Source organism: Corynebacterium wankanglinii, from assembly GCF_013601005.1.
GTDB lineage: Bacteria > Actinomycetota > Actinomycetes > Mycobacteriales > Mycobacteriaceae > Corynebacterium > Corynebacterium wankanglinii.
This window is the reverse complement of sequence record NZ_JABFED010000010.1, coordinates 1-17,433: the sequence shown is the minus strand read 5'-3', so window position 1 is coordinate 17,433 and position 17,433 is coordinate 1. Positions and strand designations below refer to the sequence as shown.

The window sequence follows — 17,433 nt, the reverse complement described above, 5'->3', positions numbered from 1 at the left end:
ACGACTACGACCTTAGGTAGTGAACGGCACCAGCGAGGCTAATCGGCTAGTGGGCCGAACGATTCAAGTTCAAATGACCGAAGTCTTTCGAGCGCCTCATCCTGCTCCTTTGCTAATTGGCTCTTGAGGGAAAGCACGTCGTTTCGGTGAAAACGGGTATGTGTTCCGACCTTGAAGCTTTCGATCTTGCCGGCCCTTGCCCACTTCATCAAGGTCGGTCGCGAGATTCCCAGCACGTCCGCAGCAGAAGTGCTTGTCAGCTGTTCCGGCATTCGGGTGATCGCGACATCGCCAGACTCCGTGAGAGCTTTGATCGCTGCAAGTACGGTTGTCTGCACACGCTTGGGGAGGTCAACTTGGTTGCCATTCTTGTCGAGAACTGCGATGTCAGCGTCCTCGGGCATCCGCAGGGCTTCGAAGGCAGCCGTGTCTTCAGCGCTCAGAACAATGGTGCTTGAGGAAGGTAGCGTGGCAGTCATTTGAGCCTCCATTTACCGTGGAGATTGAAGCGTATTGGGTTTCACTTGTAAGTGTAATGGGGCTGAATCGGGTTTGCCTCTATTCGGGGAGTGGAAACGAGGGGGTGGAAATGCGAAAAAAGCCCTTTCGGGCTTCTCCGTTTTGCTCCTCCAACTGGGCTCGAACCAGTGACCCTTCGATTAACAGTCGAATGCTCTGCCAACTGAGCTATGGAGGAATATCGTTGCGTTGCTGTTCGCTGTGCAACGAGATGTAAATATGGCGTGGGTTGTTCGCAATGCACAAATCGCCAGGTTAGACCTGGTTTTCGGCGGTGGTTTTGTGGCCGAGTTGTGAGGTAGGATTTCGGGCATGTTAATTCCGATTGGTGGTGTTCGTCCGCACGCGCTCGCAGCGGGGCTGATCGGGTTCGGTGTGGTGTGCATGATTACGGCGAACCGGCTGGCGGATTGGCGGGCGTTGACGTTTTTGGGTCTGGCGCTGGTGCTGCCGTCTGTGGTCTGGCTGGTTGCGGACAAGTGGTTCTCGCGGCCGGGTGGGGTGCTGTGGCGGGTTTTGATTGCCGCTGCTGTCGCGCTCGGGGTGTGGGGAATTGCGTTATTCCCCTCGAAGTGACGGGGATGACGCGATAAAAGCGGCGGGCATGAAGAAACCGATGCTTGCACTCGGCGTCGCCGCCGCCGTCACCACCACCTACGCCGTCATTGCGCCTGCCACGGTTAAGTCCGCGTAAGTGGTGTATGAGTTCTTTCGAATCGTCAGTGATCTGTTAGCAGGGATCGGGTCCGGCACGGGCCTGGGTGTGGTTGGTCATTACGTTGCAATCTCCTTGCCTGCCGGGGTGGTGGTGTCGGCGTCGATGAGTTTGGCTGTGATCAACGCCTTGGTTTGCTCTAGGCGTGTCAACGACATGTAGCGTTTCTGCTGAATCCACTTATCATGCTGCTCAGCAAGGACGGCCCCGACTGAGCGAATCACAGGATCGCGGTGAGGGAAGATGCCGACAACATTAGTGCGCCGGCGGATCCCACTGGTCCCGACAAGGCCAGCTGCCCGGCCCTACCGGCTAGTCCGAATCCAGCCCTACCACCGTTCCGCAACACCCCTACCAATAAGCCGCTCTCGGCAGCGGGGTACTCCACCGGATCAAAGCGCCATATTTCAGCTCCCGAGCCAGAATAAGCTTAGGCTAAATAGCAGCCGCCGGAAGTGCCTTCTGTTGCAATAAACCCCAGCGGAATAGGATCCGAAGAAGACTCACAAGCCCCTGATGCATCCCCGAAGTACTCTCCCAATGCCCGCGACACCGAAAAATTGATTCAAAAACCTAATTAGAGAACCCGATGAAACAATCAGAAACGAACCAACTCGGCGCAACTGGCCAATCCTTAACACAATACAAGTTTGAGCGGCTGGGGTGGGGCCCGGTGCCAGTTGCTCAACACGATGTGGGAACCGATTTCTTCGTTCAAGTCAGAGATCCGGACAGAAACGAAACCGGCGCCCTTTTGGGCGTTCAAACAAAGACTGGGCCCCATGCATTCAAGCGTCGCGCGATTCTCGAAGGCCAACAAGGCTGGTACTACTCGATAGATGCCACTCATAGAGATTACTGGGTTGAACACGATTGCCCCCATATTTTGCTGCTGATCGATCACGAGAAAGAAGAGGGATACTGGCAATCGATCTCCCCTGAAACTACGATTTCAGCGGGCAAAAATTGGAGGATTTTCGTTCCAGAAGAGAACCTTCTGGGGGAAGAGTCGAGGGATCGCCTATTCAAATACGCTCTCTCCGGGAATCGGAAAGGAAGTTGGGAAGGCACAGTGTGGGGAGGCCGCGAGCGACTCTCTTCAGAAAACCAGTTGCGCGCCGCATTTCTCACCCCTCGGCTTATAGCACCACACCCCAACGAAGGTCGCGGCCCGAAAGATTATTTGGAAGCCATTGCATGCGTTCTCTCAGGAAGAACCAGTCTCATCGCGCGATACGGCCACAAGGGACAGGGCTGGCTCTTCCCTGATAAGCACGAACCAGACTCCGCTTTATCCGAGATTTATGCCCTCTTATTGAGTTGGTTTAGCGGAGGCAAGTTCGGTAGCGGAAGAGCTCAACGTGACTTTCTCTACTCGAACCATGAATATGTAGCGTGGGTTGTATGCAATGCCTCATACTATTTGGAATTAGGAAAAGCCGAAGATGCCAGAAAAGTCCTAAGCAACGCGATCCATTCTCCTCGTAAGTTTTCTGACGGAGATTTCGCTTGGCTCAGCGTTTGTTTGTCCTGGGCACTGCGTGACGTTGGCAAGGTAGAGGAGGCTGAAATAACATTAGAACACGCCCTCTCATTGTCTGCGTTGCTTCGAAATGATCCGACGGGCGGATCTCTTCGATCAAGCACGATCAGCAGCCTTCTTGCAATTCGTTTCGCGAGGCAAACTGGCGACTCACTGCAAGCCTCTCTCAATGGTTTAGACAATCAGTCGAACCTATGGATGGATCAGCTCGAAAATAAAGGCTTATCGGCGAGCCTTACCAATTCCGCTCGCGAGCTCCTCCAAGACAGATCTATAAGATTGGGAAAAAATGATGCAGGCTACGTCAGTCTTCGAGCGGCAAGTTTGGTATCAGTACTCTCGGGGAATGCCTCGAGATGGCGGCACACGACTCAGATGCTGACCTTCCACCTGTTGTGCAGCTATCAGGATGGGATTCTAGACCCGTCGACTACATCGAGGGCGCTTCAATGTCTTCCTAGTCAGGAATTGAAGCTCTTTGTCAAACACTCGATTCGTAAAGGGGCGATTGATCCAGTTCTTGACTACGTGAAGCAGATCGGGCCCGACGCCGCCACCTTTTCAAACATTCGGACTGACCTTGAGGTAGTGAAGCTAACTGCGGATTATCTATCTACCGAAGAGGCTTCTCGACTTGCCTCCTGGCTGTTACAAGAAATCCGAGAGGAATATCCGACGGTCCGACGGCTCCATACCTACGCAGGATCGCACTTACCTTTTATTGATACCTTGGCCGATCTCTACCCAGTTGCAGATCGCGAAGTGCAAAGCGCAATCCGCGAGCATCTCATCAAGGTGCTGCCCCTCGGTGACGAAAGTTTGTCATCCCACTACTCCTCTTGGTTTCTAATGATCAATCCATCCCATTGGAAAACCGGCCAAATTGAGCAGATCGTGGACTCACGGAAAAACTGCGGTGACACCCTTAGGAGCGTCATCGACCAAGTTTTCCCAAGGCACAACACCGAACTCTTCGCTGAGCTAACGGGGCAAATTGAGGCAGGAAGTATTAGAGCCTATCTCAACTTTGGCCTGGATCGCGCTCTTCCTAGAACTCATTTTGCTTCCGTCATCGAGGAGTTAAGAAAAGTCGTTGAGGACGACATCAAAAGCAGCGAGAGGGGTGCCTCGTTCGGACGAAGTTATTCCCCAATTGTGGAACTCGCCCGCCTTTCACTGATTTTTCCTGAAGCATCATGTTGGGGCGAAATTATATCTTTTCTCAGACCACATTTCGTGCGAGCAGAAGAAACAAGACGAGCGTTAAGGTTTTTAGCACAGCACGCAGGTGAGATTCCTCGCAATCTGGTCGACCCGCTGAGCGCTGTTGCTTTATCGTGGTCGCATAAAGCTCTCGACTCCTTCTTCGTACAGGGGCAAATCCAGGAGGAGATTCGTGCCAATGCGCTTGAGCTGTTTTTCAAACTCAATGCGAACGAATTTTCATCACTAGAACAATTAAAGCTGTTGACTGGCAATCGCTTCGAGATTGTCGCTGGACTACGTGTCGCAGATTTTCACCAAACGATTGACAATTGGTCATTAGCGTTATTCACGGAGCATGAAATTTCAGAAATAAGTGCTCTCGCTCTTTCGCTGGTAGCCCAACGCTGGATAGGGTCTTCAACTGGGGAGACAGATGACCTGTGGGAAATTATCAACGAGTCACTAGACTCCCATTCTGTAGATTGCCAGGTGGTTCTTTTAAACACCGCACTTGCATCCCCCTCAGAGGGACCTAGACGCACTGCGCTGCTCAAGCGACTCGCTGAATCGCGGTTTATTCGCATCGCAGAGCATGCGCACTCTGGACTCCAATAGGTGCGACCGGTAGTTATATTTCCCTGTGACGTTGTGAACGCGTTGTGCGGAGGTGAGGGCGTTGATGAGGGTGAGTGTTCGCTGATAGTTGTACCCATGAAGGAAATGAGCAAACGTCTCCTGCAGGGCGAGCTTGCTGGCATATGGGGGTAGGTATGTCTACTCCTGTATGGGCGTGCTGTTGGACCGCTCGACCGCGCTGTCGGTGTGCGGCCGCTTGCCCCGGGAGGGAAAGAACTCGCAGGCGTGCTTCATAAACCGAGCCGCGGTGTTTTACTTCTCGTCGGGCATAATCTCCGAGTGCACCATCTTGGAGTAGCCATCGACGGTGTAGCGCGGGTCGCAATACTCACGCCCGGCAGTTACGCCAGCCCGGGTGGCGCGATTACGGGCACGCCCGGCACCACCGTCCTGTTCAGAGCTACGCCCGTGCACACGCCATTCGCCGTCGTCGGGGATACGGCCGGGTTTTTGTTGTAGAGATGAATCAACTCCCCCGGTACGCTGTGCTCGCGCGCCGGGGGTTCTTTGGGTCCGTCAGTCCGATTGGATGGTCTATACAAGACAGTTTCGGCATGCTGTAGCGGGCGAGTGCCCGGCCGCTCCTAGAGTGGGGCAACGCCGAGGGGGTAGTCGATGCGGTGCGGGTCCTAGTGGCGGGTGAAGCGCAGCCTGATGATGCGGCGCTGCATGTGCACGGGCAGCTAGAGTGGGTGAAGGTCAAGTCCGGTGGTGTGGGGAATTGCGTTGTTCCCCTCGAAGTGACGGGTATAACGCGATAAAGTAGCGGGCATGAAGAAACCGATGCTTGCACTCGGCGTCGCCGCCGCCGTCACCACCTCCGCCGTCATTGCGCCTGCCACCTTCGCTGAAGAGGGCGCGAACACTACCGAAACGGGTTCCTCTGCGGATTCGGGGGAGGCCGAAGGGTCGTCGTTAAGCACGGGCGCAATTATCGGCATCACGCTCGGCGTGCTGGCCGCAGTGGGTGCCGGCGGGTACTTTGCGGTGCAGCAGGGCTGGCTTGAGCTGCCCGAAGGGCTGGACCCGGCGGCGGCGGCCGGACTTTCCTCGCTGGTGCCGGCGCTCGCGATCCCGGGGCTGACCAAGAAGGACAATGGCGCGGCTGCTGGTGGCTCTTGCGCGCCTCAGGCGTTTGACGCGGTGGTGCCGGAGTGGCCGCACTTCACCGGGACCAACGTGATGTTCTGCGACGGCAAGTGGGCTATTGCGGGTGCGAACCAGACGGACTGGATCCTGTACTTCAAGAACTCCAACGGCAAGTGGGCCGTGATCCCGACCGCCGGCACGAAGCAGAGCGGGATGTCGCGCGGGTGCTACAACGGTCTGACTCTGCGAGAGCAGGGCGCGCCGGAGGAGTTCATCCGCCAGGCGTCGATTTGCACGCCGGCGGAGATTGGGAAGTAGGACTTCGGGAGTCGGGGTGTGGTGCTCGGCGCTTGAGGCGCTGAGAGCGAGTTGAGCCGGGAGCGGGTTGTGCCGCTCCCGGTTTTTGTTGTGGCAAGAACGTAGGGGTTGTTTGATTTTGGCGCGTAGATGAAAACCTGAATTCGTAGGCGGGGGAGGCTGTCGCATGGGGTTGTTGTGGCGAGAGTTGGGCGACTGGATTTGGGTTTTGCGAGACAGTGTTTGGAGTTTCCACGTGTGCAAAGGGAATCGCGAAAATGCACAGCGGGGACGTGACGTGGCATGATGGCCACATGGATGCAACCGAGCAGCACGCTCGCATCATCGCGCAGCGGATGGCAGAGGCGAGGGAACTCGTCGGCGTGCCGGTCGATGTTCTTGCTGACCGATCCTCGGTAGAAGCGGGGTTGCTCGAAGCGATCGAGAAGGGGCGGCGTTATCCAACCTCGTCTGAGGTGGCGTCGGTGTCAGGGGCGACCGGCCTTCCGGTCGGATGGTTTCTGGAGGAGCGCGAGCAGCTAGTTGCCAGTCGTAGAGCAGCGTTGGACGGCGGTGTGTCCCCGGATTTCGATGTTGCTCTCGAAGCACTGGCGTTTCGTGCTCGCAAGCTGCGCGACCGGGGAATCATCACAGTAGATAGGGGGCATCCTTTCACGATGCCGCAAAGCCACGACGACACCAAGAAGGGAGCCGAAGCAGCTCGCGCTGCCGCGGGAGAGGGGCTTGAGCCGATCCGCGACCTGACGGCCTTTTGCGAGAAGCTTGGCCTGCTTGCGTTCTCGAGGAACTTTGTGGGTTCCCCGTTTGAGGGTGCAGTAACCGAGATTCAGCGAGATGGTGAGCGCGATTTTGGCGTGGCGCTGGTAGCTACCCGCGCAGACTCGATGAGGCCGCGGTTCACTCTCGCACACGAGCTCGGACACTGGCTGTTTGGAACCACATTTGCGGACGCTTGCGGACGATCGGACGTCGAGCGTTTCATGAATTCTTTTGCAGCCCATCTGTTAATGCCAGAAGAGTATGTGCACAAGGTGAAATCCGAGTACGTCGGTGAACCTGCCCGGCTTTTTGTGATGGCTATTTCTGCCCGCTGCGGAGTGAGCTGGACTGCTACGTTGACGCACCTGCTCAACCTCGGAACCATCACGCAAGACGAGTTTGTCTTGGAAGAAAAGCGGCGGCCGACGCGTGAGGACTTCCAAGCCGCAGGTTTCGATATCCCGCTTGTGGATGCGTTGAGTGTGGTTCCGCCTCGTTTTCAAGAACTCATTCTCGACGCTTATCAGCGACGCGCAGTGTCCAAGGGGCTTGCGCTCGAAGCGCTATTTGGTGCAGTGTCCGAGTCAGAGCTTCCGTCACGGGATCTGACACAGGCGGCTGGGGCCTAGGCAGGCACCGTGCTCCTGATCACCGATACCGGCCCGCTGACTCACGCCAGCCAGACCGGGCATGTCGGGTTCTTGGAGCGAATCCTCGCGCCATGGACTTGCGCCTATCCGATGCAGGTGCGCAAAGAGCTAGAAGGCTTCGATGGCAACCGGGCCATATTGGAAGCGAAGTGGATTGGGCTTCTCCCGCTGGACCTGAAATACGACATCCTCGCGATGAAACTCCGCGATCAACTCGGGGGAGTAGGCACAAAGAATCTGGGCGAAGCTCAGTGCATTGCATTGGCTTTGAGCATGTCGGATTCAGGGCAAGAAGCTGAAATCTACGCCGATGACGAAGACGGCCGTCAGCTTGCCCTCGACAACGGCCTAGAGGCATGGTCCACGACAGAAATTCTCCGTCGAGCTGTCCTTGAACACCGCTGCACTGTAGAAGAGTGTGTGAGGTTTATCGACGACGTAAGGCATAACGGTTACCGCGGGATAGACGTGCCAAGTGGGCGAGCGTTTGTGGAAGGGTATCTGCCTAAACGCCTGTGGCCGGAGGACTGAAGTGTGCTCGCCGGAGGGTCGTCGATAAGCGAAAGTGCGAGAGTTATACGGGGTTCACAATAGCTCGGAATTTCGCTTATGATGCAAGAAACTTGAATCATAGGCGAATTGTTTGGAAGGGGTGCCTATGCTGCTGGACCTCACGATCGCGAACTATCGCTCGGTGTACGAGCCTGCGTCGATAAACATGGTTGCGACTAGGGAGCAGGTTCATCGAGAGCGCTGTCCAGAGCTTTCTCGTCGCTACAAGAAGCGGATTAATCCCGTAGCAGCGCTGTTCGGTGCGAACGCGGCGGGCAAGTCCACGTTCGTCAGGGCGCTGACCGCGCTGCAGCGAATGCTGATAGATCCACCGCGCCCTTCAGATCCGATGCCGTTTGATCCGTTCGCTCTTCGTCCAGAGGCGGCGCTTGAACCAACGAAATTTGAGGTGTTGTTCTCCGTCGACGACATCGTTTACGAGTATGTGCTGGCCTTCGACGCGAGGAGCGTGGTGGAGGAGCGGCTAACGAAGTACCTGTCCAAAGATGAAATTGACGTGTTTGAACGCGTGGGTGATTCGTTCAGCTTCCCGCTGCTGGATGAGAAGTCGGAGCGTTTCCCCACCGAAGTTGCGCAAGCACGAGTGCTGCTCGAGTCTGTTCCGCCCAAGGTTCCTCTTGCCTCATTTGCCAGCGAGACGAACCTTTCGCGGTTCCCAGATTCGCTCAAACTGGATGCGTTCGGAGTCGTCCGTGAATTCATTGAAACGGTCCTTGTGATTCCGGCAGGACTTCTGGATCTCGGCCAATTGCAGTCCCAGCCCGATGGATGGGAGACCTTGATCTCCCAGATCGACGCCGGAATTACAGGTGTTGAAACCGAGCTCGTGGAACTTTCAGCTTTGGGGTTGGGCGCCGAGCAAGCACTGGAGATAGAGCAGGAGCTGCGAAGCAACCCGGACTATCCGATGGATGTGGAATTATCTTCGGGGCGCTTCACGCTGCGGCTCGACGGCGATGAGATTGAGGCGCAACGAATAACCCTCCTCCACTCCGCAGAAGAAGGCGGCAACTATGGCCTGCGCTGGTGGGATGAGTCGGACGGGACCCGTTCCGCTACGAGGCTGCTCGGGTTATTTTCTCGGTTGGCGACCCCGGGTTTCGAAGCGGTTTTGGTCGTTGACGAGTTCGACCGCAGCTTCCACACGGAACTCTCTCGCGCGCTGATCGGTGGGTTCCTTGCGAATTCCTCCGCGGATTCCCGTGCGCAGCTGATCTTTACCACCCACGACCTTTTGCTCATGGACCCCGAAACGCTGCGGCGAGATGAGATCTGGGTAATAGAGAAGGACAGATCGGGCCAAACCCAAACGAGCGTCCTCTCGGATTTCGAGGGCCCACGGAAGACGACAGACCTTCGAAAGAGCTACCTGCGAGGCAGATTCGGTGGTGTGCCTGCGATAAAGCCGCTGGAGTTCAGCAATGTCGAATAGGCGGGTGCGGTCTTCTCGTGAGAGAAAGTTCGGGGGTAAGAGCAAAAGGGCCAATACCCGCCCGGTAAAAGATGTGTTTCTCATCGTCACCGAAGGCACGACTGAGAAGAACTACTTCGAAATGGAGTGCTTTCGGGACAAGCCCGTGAAAGTAGAAGCGCGCAGAGGAGTGCATCCCCACCCACCTGCGTTGCTCAAGACTGCAGACGAATGGCTGGCCAACCTTAGACGTGATGGTGATCTGCATCCCGGCGATCAAGCTTGGGTGGTCCTCGATGAGGACGATGCGACGGACCAGCAACTCCAGGCAGTTTTTGAATGGGCTGCCGAACGCAAGGACCGCGGAGTAGGTTTTAGTGTTCCGCAGTTCGAGTACTGGTTGTTGCTCCACTTCGCTGATGCAAAGGGCGCAAGCACGCAAAAAGATGTCCTCGATAGCTTGATGCAGCACTGGCCGGCATACGCAAAATCCGCCCAGCCAAGTTTCACCGTGGACGATGTCCGGTGCGCCATCGCACGCGCTGAGGCGAAAGTTCGAGAGCCGCTGGATTCGTTAGAGGATTTCGACGAGCACGTCGGGCGGCATTCTGCCTCGACCACGGTGCATCTGCTTGCGGAGCGCATCATTACGTCGCTCTATGGAAGGTGACGGGTATCGCCGGAGGTTCGTCGATAAGCAAATGCGCAAAGAGTTCGAAGGGAAGAGTTCGAAAACGGCCGTTAAATGGGGCGTTTTCGAAGTCTTCGGTTCGAAATCTGTGTTTGACCGGCCGCCAGGGCCCGGGAAAACCCGGGAAACCGGCCCGCGAACGAACTACACCTGGTAGCCCATCGGCGAGCCCGGGCCGAGGGGGATGCCCAGGAAGTACCAGATCATGAAGAAGAGGAACCAGCCCACCAGCATGGCCACGGAGTACGGCAGGGCCAGCGACATCAGGGTGCCCACGCCGGCCTTCTTGTAGTACTTCTGCAGGAACGTCAGCGCCAGGGCGAAGTAGGGCGACATCGGGGTGATGATGTTGGAGGGGGAGTCGCCGATGCGGTAGAGCATCTGGGTGACCTCAGGCGAGACGTCCACGTACATCATCATCGGCACCACCACTGGCGCCATCAGCGCCCACTGCGCGGAGCCGGAGGTGATAAACAGGTTGATTAGCGTGACCATGAGCACGAAGGCGGCGAAGAGGACAACGTTGGGCAGGTCCCAAGATTGCAGCAGCTCGGAGCCCTTGATGGCGGTCCAGGGGCCCAGGTTGGACCACTGGAACCACGCCAGGAACTGGGAGACGGCGAAGAACAGCACCAGGATGGGCAGCAGGGATTCCAGGCCCTTGGCCATGAATGTCGGGATGTCCGCGGCCTCGTCGATGGTGCCCACGACCAGGCCGTAGACCAGGCCGGTGGCGAAGAAGATCAGGGTGATCGGCACAGCGATCGCGCGGATGAGCGGGGACTCCATGAAGCCCTCCTCGGGTCGCGCGAACGGCAAGCCCGGGATGAACAACAGGGCGAAGTAGGCCGCCAGTGCCACGAGGAGGGTCACGCCGGCCCAGGTCAGGCCCTTGCGCTCGAGTGGGGTGAGGGAGAGGTCGTCGTCGTCGGTGAGGTGGGCGTCGTCGGGCTCGTTGGTTTCGTCGAGTTGGAGCTCGTCTTCGTCGATGTCGTCGTGGTCCACAAGCGCCTCGGCCTTCTTGTCCACGAACAGCTCCGTTACCGCCGTAATAATCAGCGAAAGCACGATGGCGGACGGGATGACGAAGAAGATGTTGGCCAGCGGGGAGACCTCGTAGCTTTCGTCCACGAGCTGCGCCGCCGAGGTGGAGATGCCGGCCAGCAGCAGGTCCGTGATGTTCAGGATCAGCGAGGCGTTGAAGCCTGCGGATGCCGCGGCGAACGCCACCATCGAGCCGACGATGGGCGAGCGGCCCACCGCGTGGAAGGCCATGGCACCCAGCGGGATGATGATCACGTAGATGGCGTCCGAGGCCACCGATCCGGTCACGCCGGCCAGCGCCACCATGAAGGTGAGCATCTTCGGGCTGACCTTGTCCACCATCGCGCGCACCATCGCCGCCAACAGGCCGGTCTGCTCCGCCACGGCCACGCCGAGCATCACCGCCAGGATCACGCCGAGCGGCGGGAAGGCGATGAAGTTCTCCACCGCGTCCGTGACCATGCGCGAGATGTTCTCGCCGGTGAGCAGGGACTCGATGTGGATCTCCTCGCCGCTGGCCGGGTCCACCGCGGACAGTCCGGCCTTGTTGGCAATCCAGGAGGAGACGGCCACCACGCCGGCGAGGATGACAAACAGCCAAAACGGGTCCGGCAGCTTGTTGCCGATCTTCTCAATCCAGCCCAGGAACCCGCTCATCCCTTCTTGCTGGTTGTTGTCCTTACGGTCCGCGCGATGCTCCTGGTCGGGGCGGTCGTGCGGGCCGTTTTCTACTTTGGTTGATCCAGTCATGGTGGGTCTTCCTGGTCGGCGATAATTCGTCGGAAAAAGGTGAGAGCCACCTTACATTTTCATGGCGAAGTAAGGTAAGGGAAGTGAGCACGAAACTGCAGATTTCCCCGCGCGATACCCGAACAACCCGCCGAGGCGCCGGCTGCGCCGGAGCGCTGGCCTCCGCCATTGCGGTGGTCGCCATCGTGGCGCTCGTCTTGGCGCTGACCCGCCCGGCACTATTTGGGATGGGGGAGGAAAAGGTCGAGTCGACCACCATTGGGGCGTCGTTAAGCGATATTGCCCAACTCGCCACCGAGGAATACGCGTTTTCGGACGTGGGCAAGTTCGACCAGGCCGGCCTCGAGGTGCTCGGCATGCGCGTGCCGTTTACCGGGCGCAACTTCCTGGTCACCTACGACGGTCGCGTCACCGCCGGCATCCGCGATGCGTCGCTTATCGACGTCACCTCCGGCAACCACACCATCGACATCACACTGCCGGAAGTGGAGGTGCTCGAATCCCACATCGACGCCGACAGCGTGCAGGTCTACGACCAAACCATGAACCCCATCAACCAACTCCGCGTCGAGGACGTCACCGGCTTCATCGCCGACCGCGAGGCCGACGCGCGGGAGAAGGCTGTTTCGGCGGGGCTGCTCGACCGCGCCGGGGAGCGTGCCGAGGAGCTCGCGCGGGCGCACGTGACGGCGCTGGTGGCCGGGACAGACATGGAGGACTACGAGGTGCGCGTTTCGCAAGCGGGGTCAGCGCGCGCGGAGTAATCTTTTGCGCATGCGTAAAACTCTTGCCGCGGGCGTTGTGGCCTGCTCCGTCGCCGTCGTTGCCCCTGCCGCCTCCGCCGCTGATGCCGCTGATGTCCCGGTGGACCCGGGCTTCTCCCGCGTCTGCGTCATTGACTACAACAAGGACCAGATCCCGGCCCTGGCCGCCGGACTCAACGCCGACGACATCCTCTACCACTCCGGCAGCCGCGCCGACGCCGTCGCCAACTGGCACAAGGCGCAGGACACGCTGCGCGCCGGGCTCGGCGACAACGGCTGGGGCACGCTGAAGGATATCGACAAAGACTCCCTCTGGCCCGTCAAAGACCACACCTCTAGCTCCGTTATCGCCGACGACCTGGGCAGCTCCGCCACCGGCACCCCCTCCACCCTGGACACCCCGTTCAGCGTGGGTGAGGTCGCCTACTTCAAGTCCGCCGCCTCCTACACGGCGCAGCGTTTCGAGGACTGCAGCAAGGAGGTCAACCGCCCTGTGCCCGCCGCGCCGTCGAGCCTGGACCTCGCCCTCGCCCCTGGTGCCATCGCCGGCATCGTTGTGACTCTGTTAGCGGTCCTGGGCGCAGGGGCGGCGTTCGCGGCGTCGTCCGGCCTGATCCCGGGCGTGGCGCTTCCGTTCTAGCTCCGGAGCGCCGAAAAGTTCACTGGCAGCTTGCCGGCCAGTGAACTTTTTCGCAGCCGACGATTTGCCACCTGCGGAAAGTGAACTTTCTAACAACCGGATGTGATCCGATTCAACGCCGAGTGAACTATTCCGCAAAGTGCCCGTGGCAGCGCCGCGCCGTGGTCCGCATCGCGCACGTAGGGTGGGGCCTATGCAGCTCGAGAAATTTTTCCAAGACTGGCCGGTAGACAACGTCGCGGCGGCGCTGGTGGGCGACACCGAGGCGCAGCTTGGCGACCAGAACAAAATCTTCGAGCTGGCCAGCGTGACCAAGCTGCTGTCGGCCTACGCCGTGCTCATGGCGGTAGAGGAGGGGGCGTTCGAGCTCGACGACGCCGCCGGGCCCGAGGGCTCCACCGTCCGCCACCTGCTGGCCCACGCCTCCGGCGTCGGCTTCGATTCCCGCGAGCCGCAGAAGGCACCAGGGGAGCGCCGCATCTACTCCTCGGCCGGTTATGAGATCCTGGCGGACCTCGTTGAAGAGACCACCGGCATCGCGTTTGCAGACTACGCCCGTGAGGGAGTATTCCAGCCGCTCGGCATGACTAATACGGTGATTTATGGGTCGGCGGGGCATGGCGGGACGTCGTCGATAGGCGATCTGCGAGCGTTTGCAGGAGAGCTCCTGCAGCCGAAGCTCCTGGCCGAAGAGACCTTAGAGGAGGCCTTTTCCAACCAGTTCGGCGACCTGCGCGGGGTTGTGCCCGGCTACGGGATGCAAAAGCCGTGCCCGTGGGGCCTTGGTTTTGAGATCAAGGGCGACAAATCCCCGCACTGGACCGGCGACGGCATGCCCGAAGACACCGTCGGCCACTTCGGCATGGCGGGGACGTACCTGTGGGTCGCGGGCGGGCAGGCGTGCGTGGTGCTCACGGACCGGGAGTTCGGGGATTGGGCCAAGCCGCTGTGGCAGGAGACCAACACGGCGCTGTGGGAGGCGCTGGGGTAGGCCGGCCGCAAACTTTCAGGGGGGATACGCGGAAAGATCGCTTAAGTGAAAATTCGAATTCAGACGGCCCTAAGTCGGTTTATGCATACATAAGTCTCGATTTCGGTGCCCGTAATTGCGCCGAATTCGGGGTTGACGGGAAAACCTGAATTCGGCGAGTTGTGTGATGCTGGCTCACTGAGGTTCCCTGGAAAAACGAGGGCAATTCGGACTTTTCCTGCCGGCGAATTCAGGTTTTGTGCGACGCCACCCAATCGCACACATGCTCCGCGCGACCAGGGTATCGGGGAGGGGGAGTGGGCCGTGAGGTGGGCGTCGATAGGCGAGAAACTTGGGGTAGTTGCGCGGCGCGGGGTGTTTTACACTGCACGCATGACTATGACCAACACCTCGTTACCAGCAGCGGGGCGGAAGTTGCCGACCAGCCAGGTCGTGCCCCTGATGACGGCGTTGCTGGTCGCCGTCTTTGCGTTCCAGCTCAACGCCTCCATGCTCGCGCCGGCGCTGGCCACCATGGAAACGGAGCTGAGCGCCACCACCGCGCAAATCGGTATGACGCAGACCGCGTTCTTCACCGCCGCGGCCCTGTTCTCCCTGTTCATGCCCCGCTGGGGTGACCTGATCGGGCGCCGCAAGGTGCTGGTCGGCATGATGGTCGTCACCGTCATCGGCTCCGTGGTTGCGGCGCTGGCCACTAATGTGACCATGCTGTTCATCGGCCGCGTGATCCAGGGTGTCTCCGGCCCGACCGTGGCGCTGACCTCCGTCATGCTGCGCCAGGCGGTGCGCGAGGAGAGGCAGTTCGCGTTCCTGGTGGGCATCCTCACCTCCGTCAACGGCGGCATCGCCGGCATCGACGCGCTGTTGGGCGGCTGGCTTACCGACGCCTTCGGTTTCCGCTCCCTCTTCTGGGTCATCGGCGCAGCCGCGCTGATCGCCGTCTTCGCCGTGCAATTCGGCGTGCCGGAGACCAAGTCCGACCAGCTCCAGCCGATGGACTGGAAGGGCGTGGTCGGCCTGGTCGTCGGCGCCGCCGCGATCCTCACCGCGCTCAACGAGGCCGGCGCGCTGGCCGCCGCGAACTGGTTCATGGTGATCATCCTGCTGGCCATCGGCGCAGCCTCCCTGGTGTGGTTCTGGCGCACGGAGAAGTCCAGCCCGCACCCGCTGATGTCTACCGACCTGTTGGCCCAGCGCCGCACCTGGGCAATCCTGCTCACCACCACGCTGACCATGACCGGCGTGTTTGCCGTGATGAACGGCCTGGTGCCCAACCTCGCGCAGGACGATGTGGCCGGCCCCGGCATGTCCGCCGGCGTGGTGTCCTGGTGGACGCTGACCCCGTACGCCCTGGCTGGCCTGCTCATGGGCCCGGTCTCCGGCTGGCTCGCCGGGCGCGTGGGCTACAAGATCATCCTGCAGATCGGTATCGCTGGCGCGGCGCTGTCCGTCCTGTTCGGCATCGTGGTTGTGGGCAACCCCACCCACGGCATGCTGCTCGCCATGTCGCTTCTGGCCGGCATCACCTACGCGGGCATGGCCAACATCATGCTTGGCTCGCTCGGCGTGGTGCTCGCCCCGAAGCACAACCAGGGCTACCTGCCGGGGCTGAACGGCGGCGCGTTCAACCTGGGCGCGGGCCTCTCCTTCACCATCATCTTCGCGGTGTTCACCGCCGCGGGTGCGAGCTACCGCGCGGGCATGATCGCCGGCGCCATCCTGCTGGGCTGCGCGTTCGCGGCGTCCTTCCTCATCCCGAAGCCGGAGACGGTGCCGGACACGCTCGCTGCAGAGGACCTGGCTGCCCGTGCGTAAGATCATCCTGGACTGCGACCCCGGCCACGACGACGCGGTGGCCATCCTGCTCGCCGCCGGCAACCCGGACATCGAGCTACTCGGCCTGACCACGGTCGGCGGCAACCACACCATCGATAAGGTCACGCGCAACGCGCAGCAGGTGCTCACAGTTGCCGGTTTGCGGGACGTTCCGGTCTACCGCGGGGCAACGCGCCCGTTGCTCAACAGCGTCATCACCGCCGAAGACATCCACGGCGATTCCGGCATGGAAATCCACGGTTTCGACCTGCCGGAACCGACGGTTGAGGTGGAGGAGGCGGGGGCGGTCCAGTGGATCGTCGATACGCTGATGCGCGAGGAGCCGGGCACCGTGACGCTGGTGCCCACCGGGCCTTTGACCAACATTGCGCTGGCGGCGCGGCTGGAGCCGCGGATCGTCTCGCGCGTGAAGGAAGTCGTGCTCATGGGCGGCGCGTACGGGGCCGGCAACTACACGCCGTCCGCAGAGTTCAACATCGCCGTGGACCCCGAGGCCGCCGCGATCGTGTTCGGCGAGGCGTGGCGCGTGGTCATGGTGGGCTTGGACCTGACGCACCAGGCGCTTGCCACCCCTGAGGTCGAAGCCCGTTTCGCAGCACTGGGTACTTCCGCCGGCGACTTCGTCGTGGGGCTCATCGACGCCTTCCGCCGCAACTACAAAGACGCCCAGGGCTTTGACAACCCGCCGGTGCACGACCCGTGCGCGGTGGCCTACGTCATCGACCCGTCCGTGGCGGAAACCGTGGCCGTGCCGGTGTCGGTGGAGCTGGCGGGGACGCTGACACGCGGTCGCACCGTTGCGGACCTGCGCGCGTTCGGGGCTGACGCTCCCGCCGTCACCGCTGCCGAATCCGCCTGCCACACCTCCGTGGCCACGCGCCTAGACGTGGACCGGTTCTGGGACCTCGTTGTTGACGCGGTGCAGCGCCTGGGGTAGCGCGCCCGTTCAGGCCCCTCGGGGCCAAATGGTGAGAGGAGGATGGTGAATCTGCCCTGAAATACCGGGAGTTGTCAGTGGGTGAATGCGCCACCTCGACTTGGAGGTTGTTGTGGCTGGCCGTTGGACTCCGAAGGATGTGAAGGCTGCTTCTGTGGCGCGGCTTGTTGCAGGCGATGATGTCGGCGAGATTGCTCGTGATGCCGGTGTGGCAGAGGGCACGGTTTATGAATGGGTCAAGCAAGCAGGTGCGCTCCCACCGATGAAGGCGTTGGCACGTGCACGCGACCAGCTCATCGACGACGCGGTGGCGTTGGTGGCTTCAGGTATGTCGGTACCGGATGCGGCTGCAACGTTAGGT

General features: G+C 60.1%; 15 protein-coding genes, 1 tRNA gene and 1 pseudogene. 13 read left to right on the top strand and 4 right to left on the bottom strand.

What is annotated here, in order from left to right; all coding sequences use genetic code 11:
* Positions 1 to 38: 38 nt before the first annotated feature.
* Together HMA55_RS10930 and HMA55_RS10925 are read right to left on the bottom strand one after the other, a co-directional pair.
* The gene (locus HMA55_RS10930; RefSeq protein ID WP_235961969.1) at positions 39 to 479 is read right to left on the bottom strand and encodes a helix-turn-helix domain-containing protein; all 441 of its coding nucleotides are present in this window, start codon (positions 477 to 479) and stop codon (positions 39 to 41) included.
* Between the two features lie 145 nt (positions 480 to 624).
* Positions 625 to 697 (bottom strand) — tRNA-Asn (locus HMA55_RS10925).
* Positions 698 to 831: 134 nt separating this feature from the next.
* Between HMA55_RS10925 and HMA55_RS10920 the strand changes: the two genes are divergently transcribed.
* Entirely contained in the window at positions 832 to 1,095 is a 264-nt protein-coding gene (locus HMA55_RS10920; RefSeq protein WP_181193075.1) for a hypothetical protein, read from the top strand.
* A 198-nt stretch (positions 1,096 to 1,293) separates the two neighbouring features.
* Here HMA55_RS10920 and HMA55_RS11595 read toward each other — a convergent pair.
* Positions 1,294 to 1,506, bottom strand: a pseudogene (locus HMA55_RS11595) (transposase); the annotation flags it as partial.
* A gap of 317 nt (positions 1,507 to 1,823) precedes the next feature.
* On the opposite strand from HMA55_RS11595, the gene HMA55_RS10910 reads away from it, so the two are divergent.
* The 6 genes from HMA55_RS10910 to HMA55_RS10885 all read left to right on the top strand — a co-directional run bounded on the left by HMA55_RS10910 (position 1,824) and on the right by HMA55_RS10885 (position 10,089).
* Positions 1,824 to 4,598, top strand: a complete 2,775-nt coding sequence (locus HMA55_RS10910; protein WP_181193074.1) for a DUF4365 domain-containing protein — start codon at positions 1,824 to 1,826, stop codon at positions 4,596 to 4,598.
* Between the two features lie 792 nt (positions 4,599 to 5,390).
* Complete coding sequence (locus tag HMA55_RS10905; protein WP_181193073.1) at positions 5,391 to 6,026, top strand: hypothetical protein; 636 nt, start codon at positions 5,391 to 5,393, stop codon at positions 6,024 to 6,026.
* A 293-nt stretch (positions 6,027 to 6,319) separates the two neighbouring features.
* Positions 6,320 to 7,414, top strand: coding sequence for a helix-turn-helix domain-containing protein (locus HMA55_RS10900; RefSeq protein ID WP_181193072.1), 1,095 nt, complete (start codon positions 6,320 to 6,322; stop codon positions 7,412 to 7,414).
* A 9-nt stretch (positions 7,415 to 7,423) separates the two neighbouring features.
* Positions 7,424 to 7,966, top strand: coding sequence for a hypothetical protein (locus HMA55_RS10895; protein WP_181193071.1), 543 nt, complete (start codon positions 7,424 to 7,426; stop codon positions 7,964 to 7,966).
* A 127-nt stretch (positions 7,967 to 8,093) separates the two neighbouring features.
* Positions 8,094 to 9,440, top strand: coding sequence for an AAA family ATPase (locus tag HMA55_RS10890; protein WP_181193070.1), 1,347 nt, complete (start codon positions 8,094 to 8,096; stop codon positions 9,438 to 9,440).
* 73 nt (positions 9,441 to 9,513) lie between these two features.
* A complete protein-coding gene (locus tag HMA55_RS10885; RefSeq protein ID WP_181193069.1) occupies positions 9,514 to 10,089 on the top strand; it encodes an RloB family protein in 576 nt (191 codons plus the stop codon).
* Positions 10,090 to 10,254: 165 nt separating this feature from the next.
* On the opposite strand, the gene HMA55_RS10880 is transcribed toward HMA55_RS10885, so the two are convergent.
* Entirely contained in the window at positions 10,255 to 11,811 is a 1,557-nt protein-coding gene (locus HMA55_RS10880) for an AbgT family transporter (protein ID WP_235961978.1), read from the bottom strand.
* A gap of 176 nt (positions 11,812 to 11,987) precedes the next feature.
* Between HMA55_RS10880 and HMA55_RS10875 the strand changes: the two genes are divergently transcribed.
* The 6 genes from HMA55_RS10875 to HMA55_RS10850 all read left to right on the top strand — a co-directional run.
* Positions 11,988 to 12,668: a DUF4230 domain-containing protein gene (locus HMA55_RS10875; RefSeq protein ID WP_257802628.1), complete on the top strand. Its 681-nt coding sequence runs from the start codon at positions 11,988 to 11,990 to the stop codon at positions 12,666 to 12,668.
* 10 nt (positions 12,669 to 12,678) lie between these two features.
* Entirely contained in the window at positions 12,679 to 13,308 is a 630-nt protein-coding gene (locus HMA55_RS10870; RefSeq protein WP_181193067.1) for a hypothetical protein, read from the top strand.
* Positions 13,309 to 13,501: 193 nt separating this feature from the next.
* Entirely contained in the window at positions 13,502 to 14,299 is a 798-nt protein-coding gene (locus tag HMA55_RS10865) for a serine hydrolase domain-containing protein (protein ID WP_181193066.1), read from the top strand.
* Positions 14,300 to 14,671: 372 nt separating this feature from the next.
* Positions 14,672 to 16,114: a uridine transporter UriT gene (gene uriT / locus HMA55_RS10860; RefSeq protein WP_374680617.1), complete on the top strand. Its 1,443-nt coding sequence runs from the start codon at positions 14,672 to 14,674 to the stop codon at positions 16,112 to 16,114.
* Positions 16,107 to 17,072 (top strand): uridine-preferring nucleoside hydrolase UriH, encoded by a 966-nt coding sequence (gene uriH / locus HMA55_RS10855; protein ID WP_181193065.1) that lies wholly within the window; start codon positions 16,107 to 16,109, stop codon positions 17,070 to 17,072. Before uriT ends, uriH begins: the two co-directional genes overlap by 8 nt.
* Before the next feature lie 85 nt (positions 17,073 to 17,157).
* Positions 17,158 to 17,433, top strand: a 276-nt coding sequence (locus HMA55_RS10850) for a transposase (protein WP_181191559.1), incomplete at its 3' end; no start/stop codon positions are given.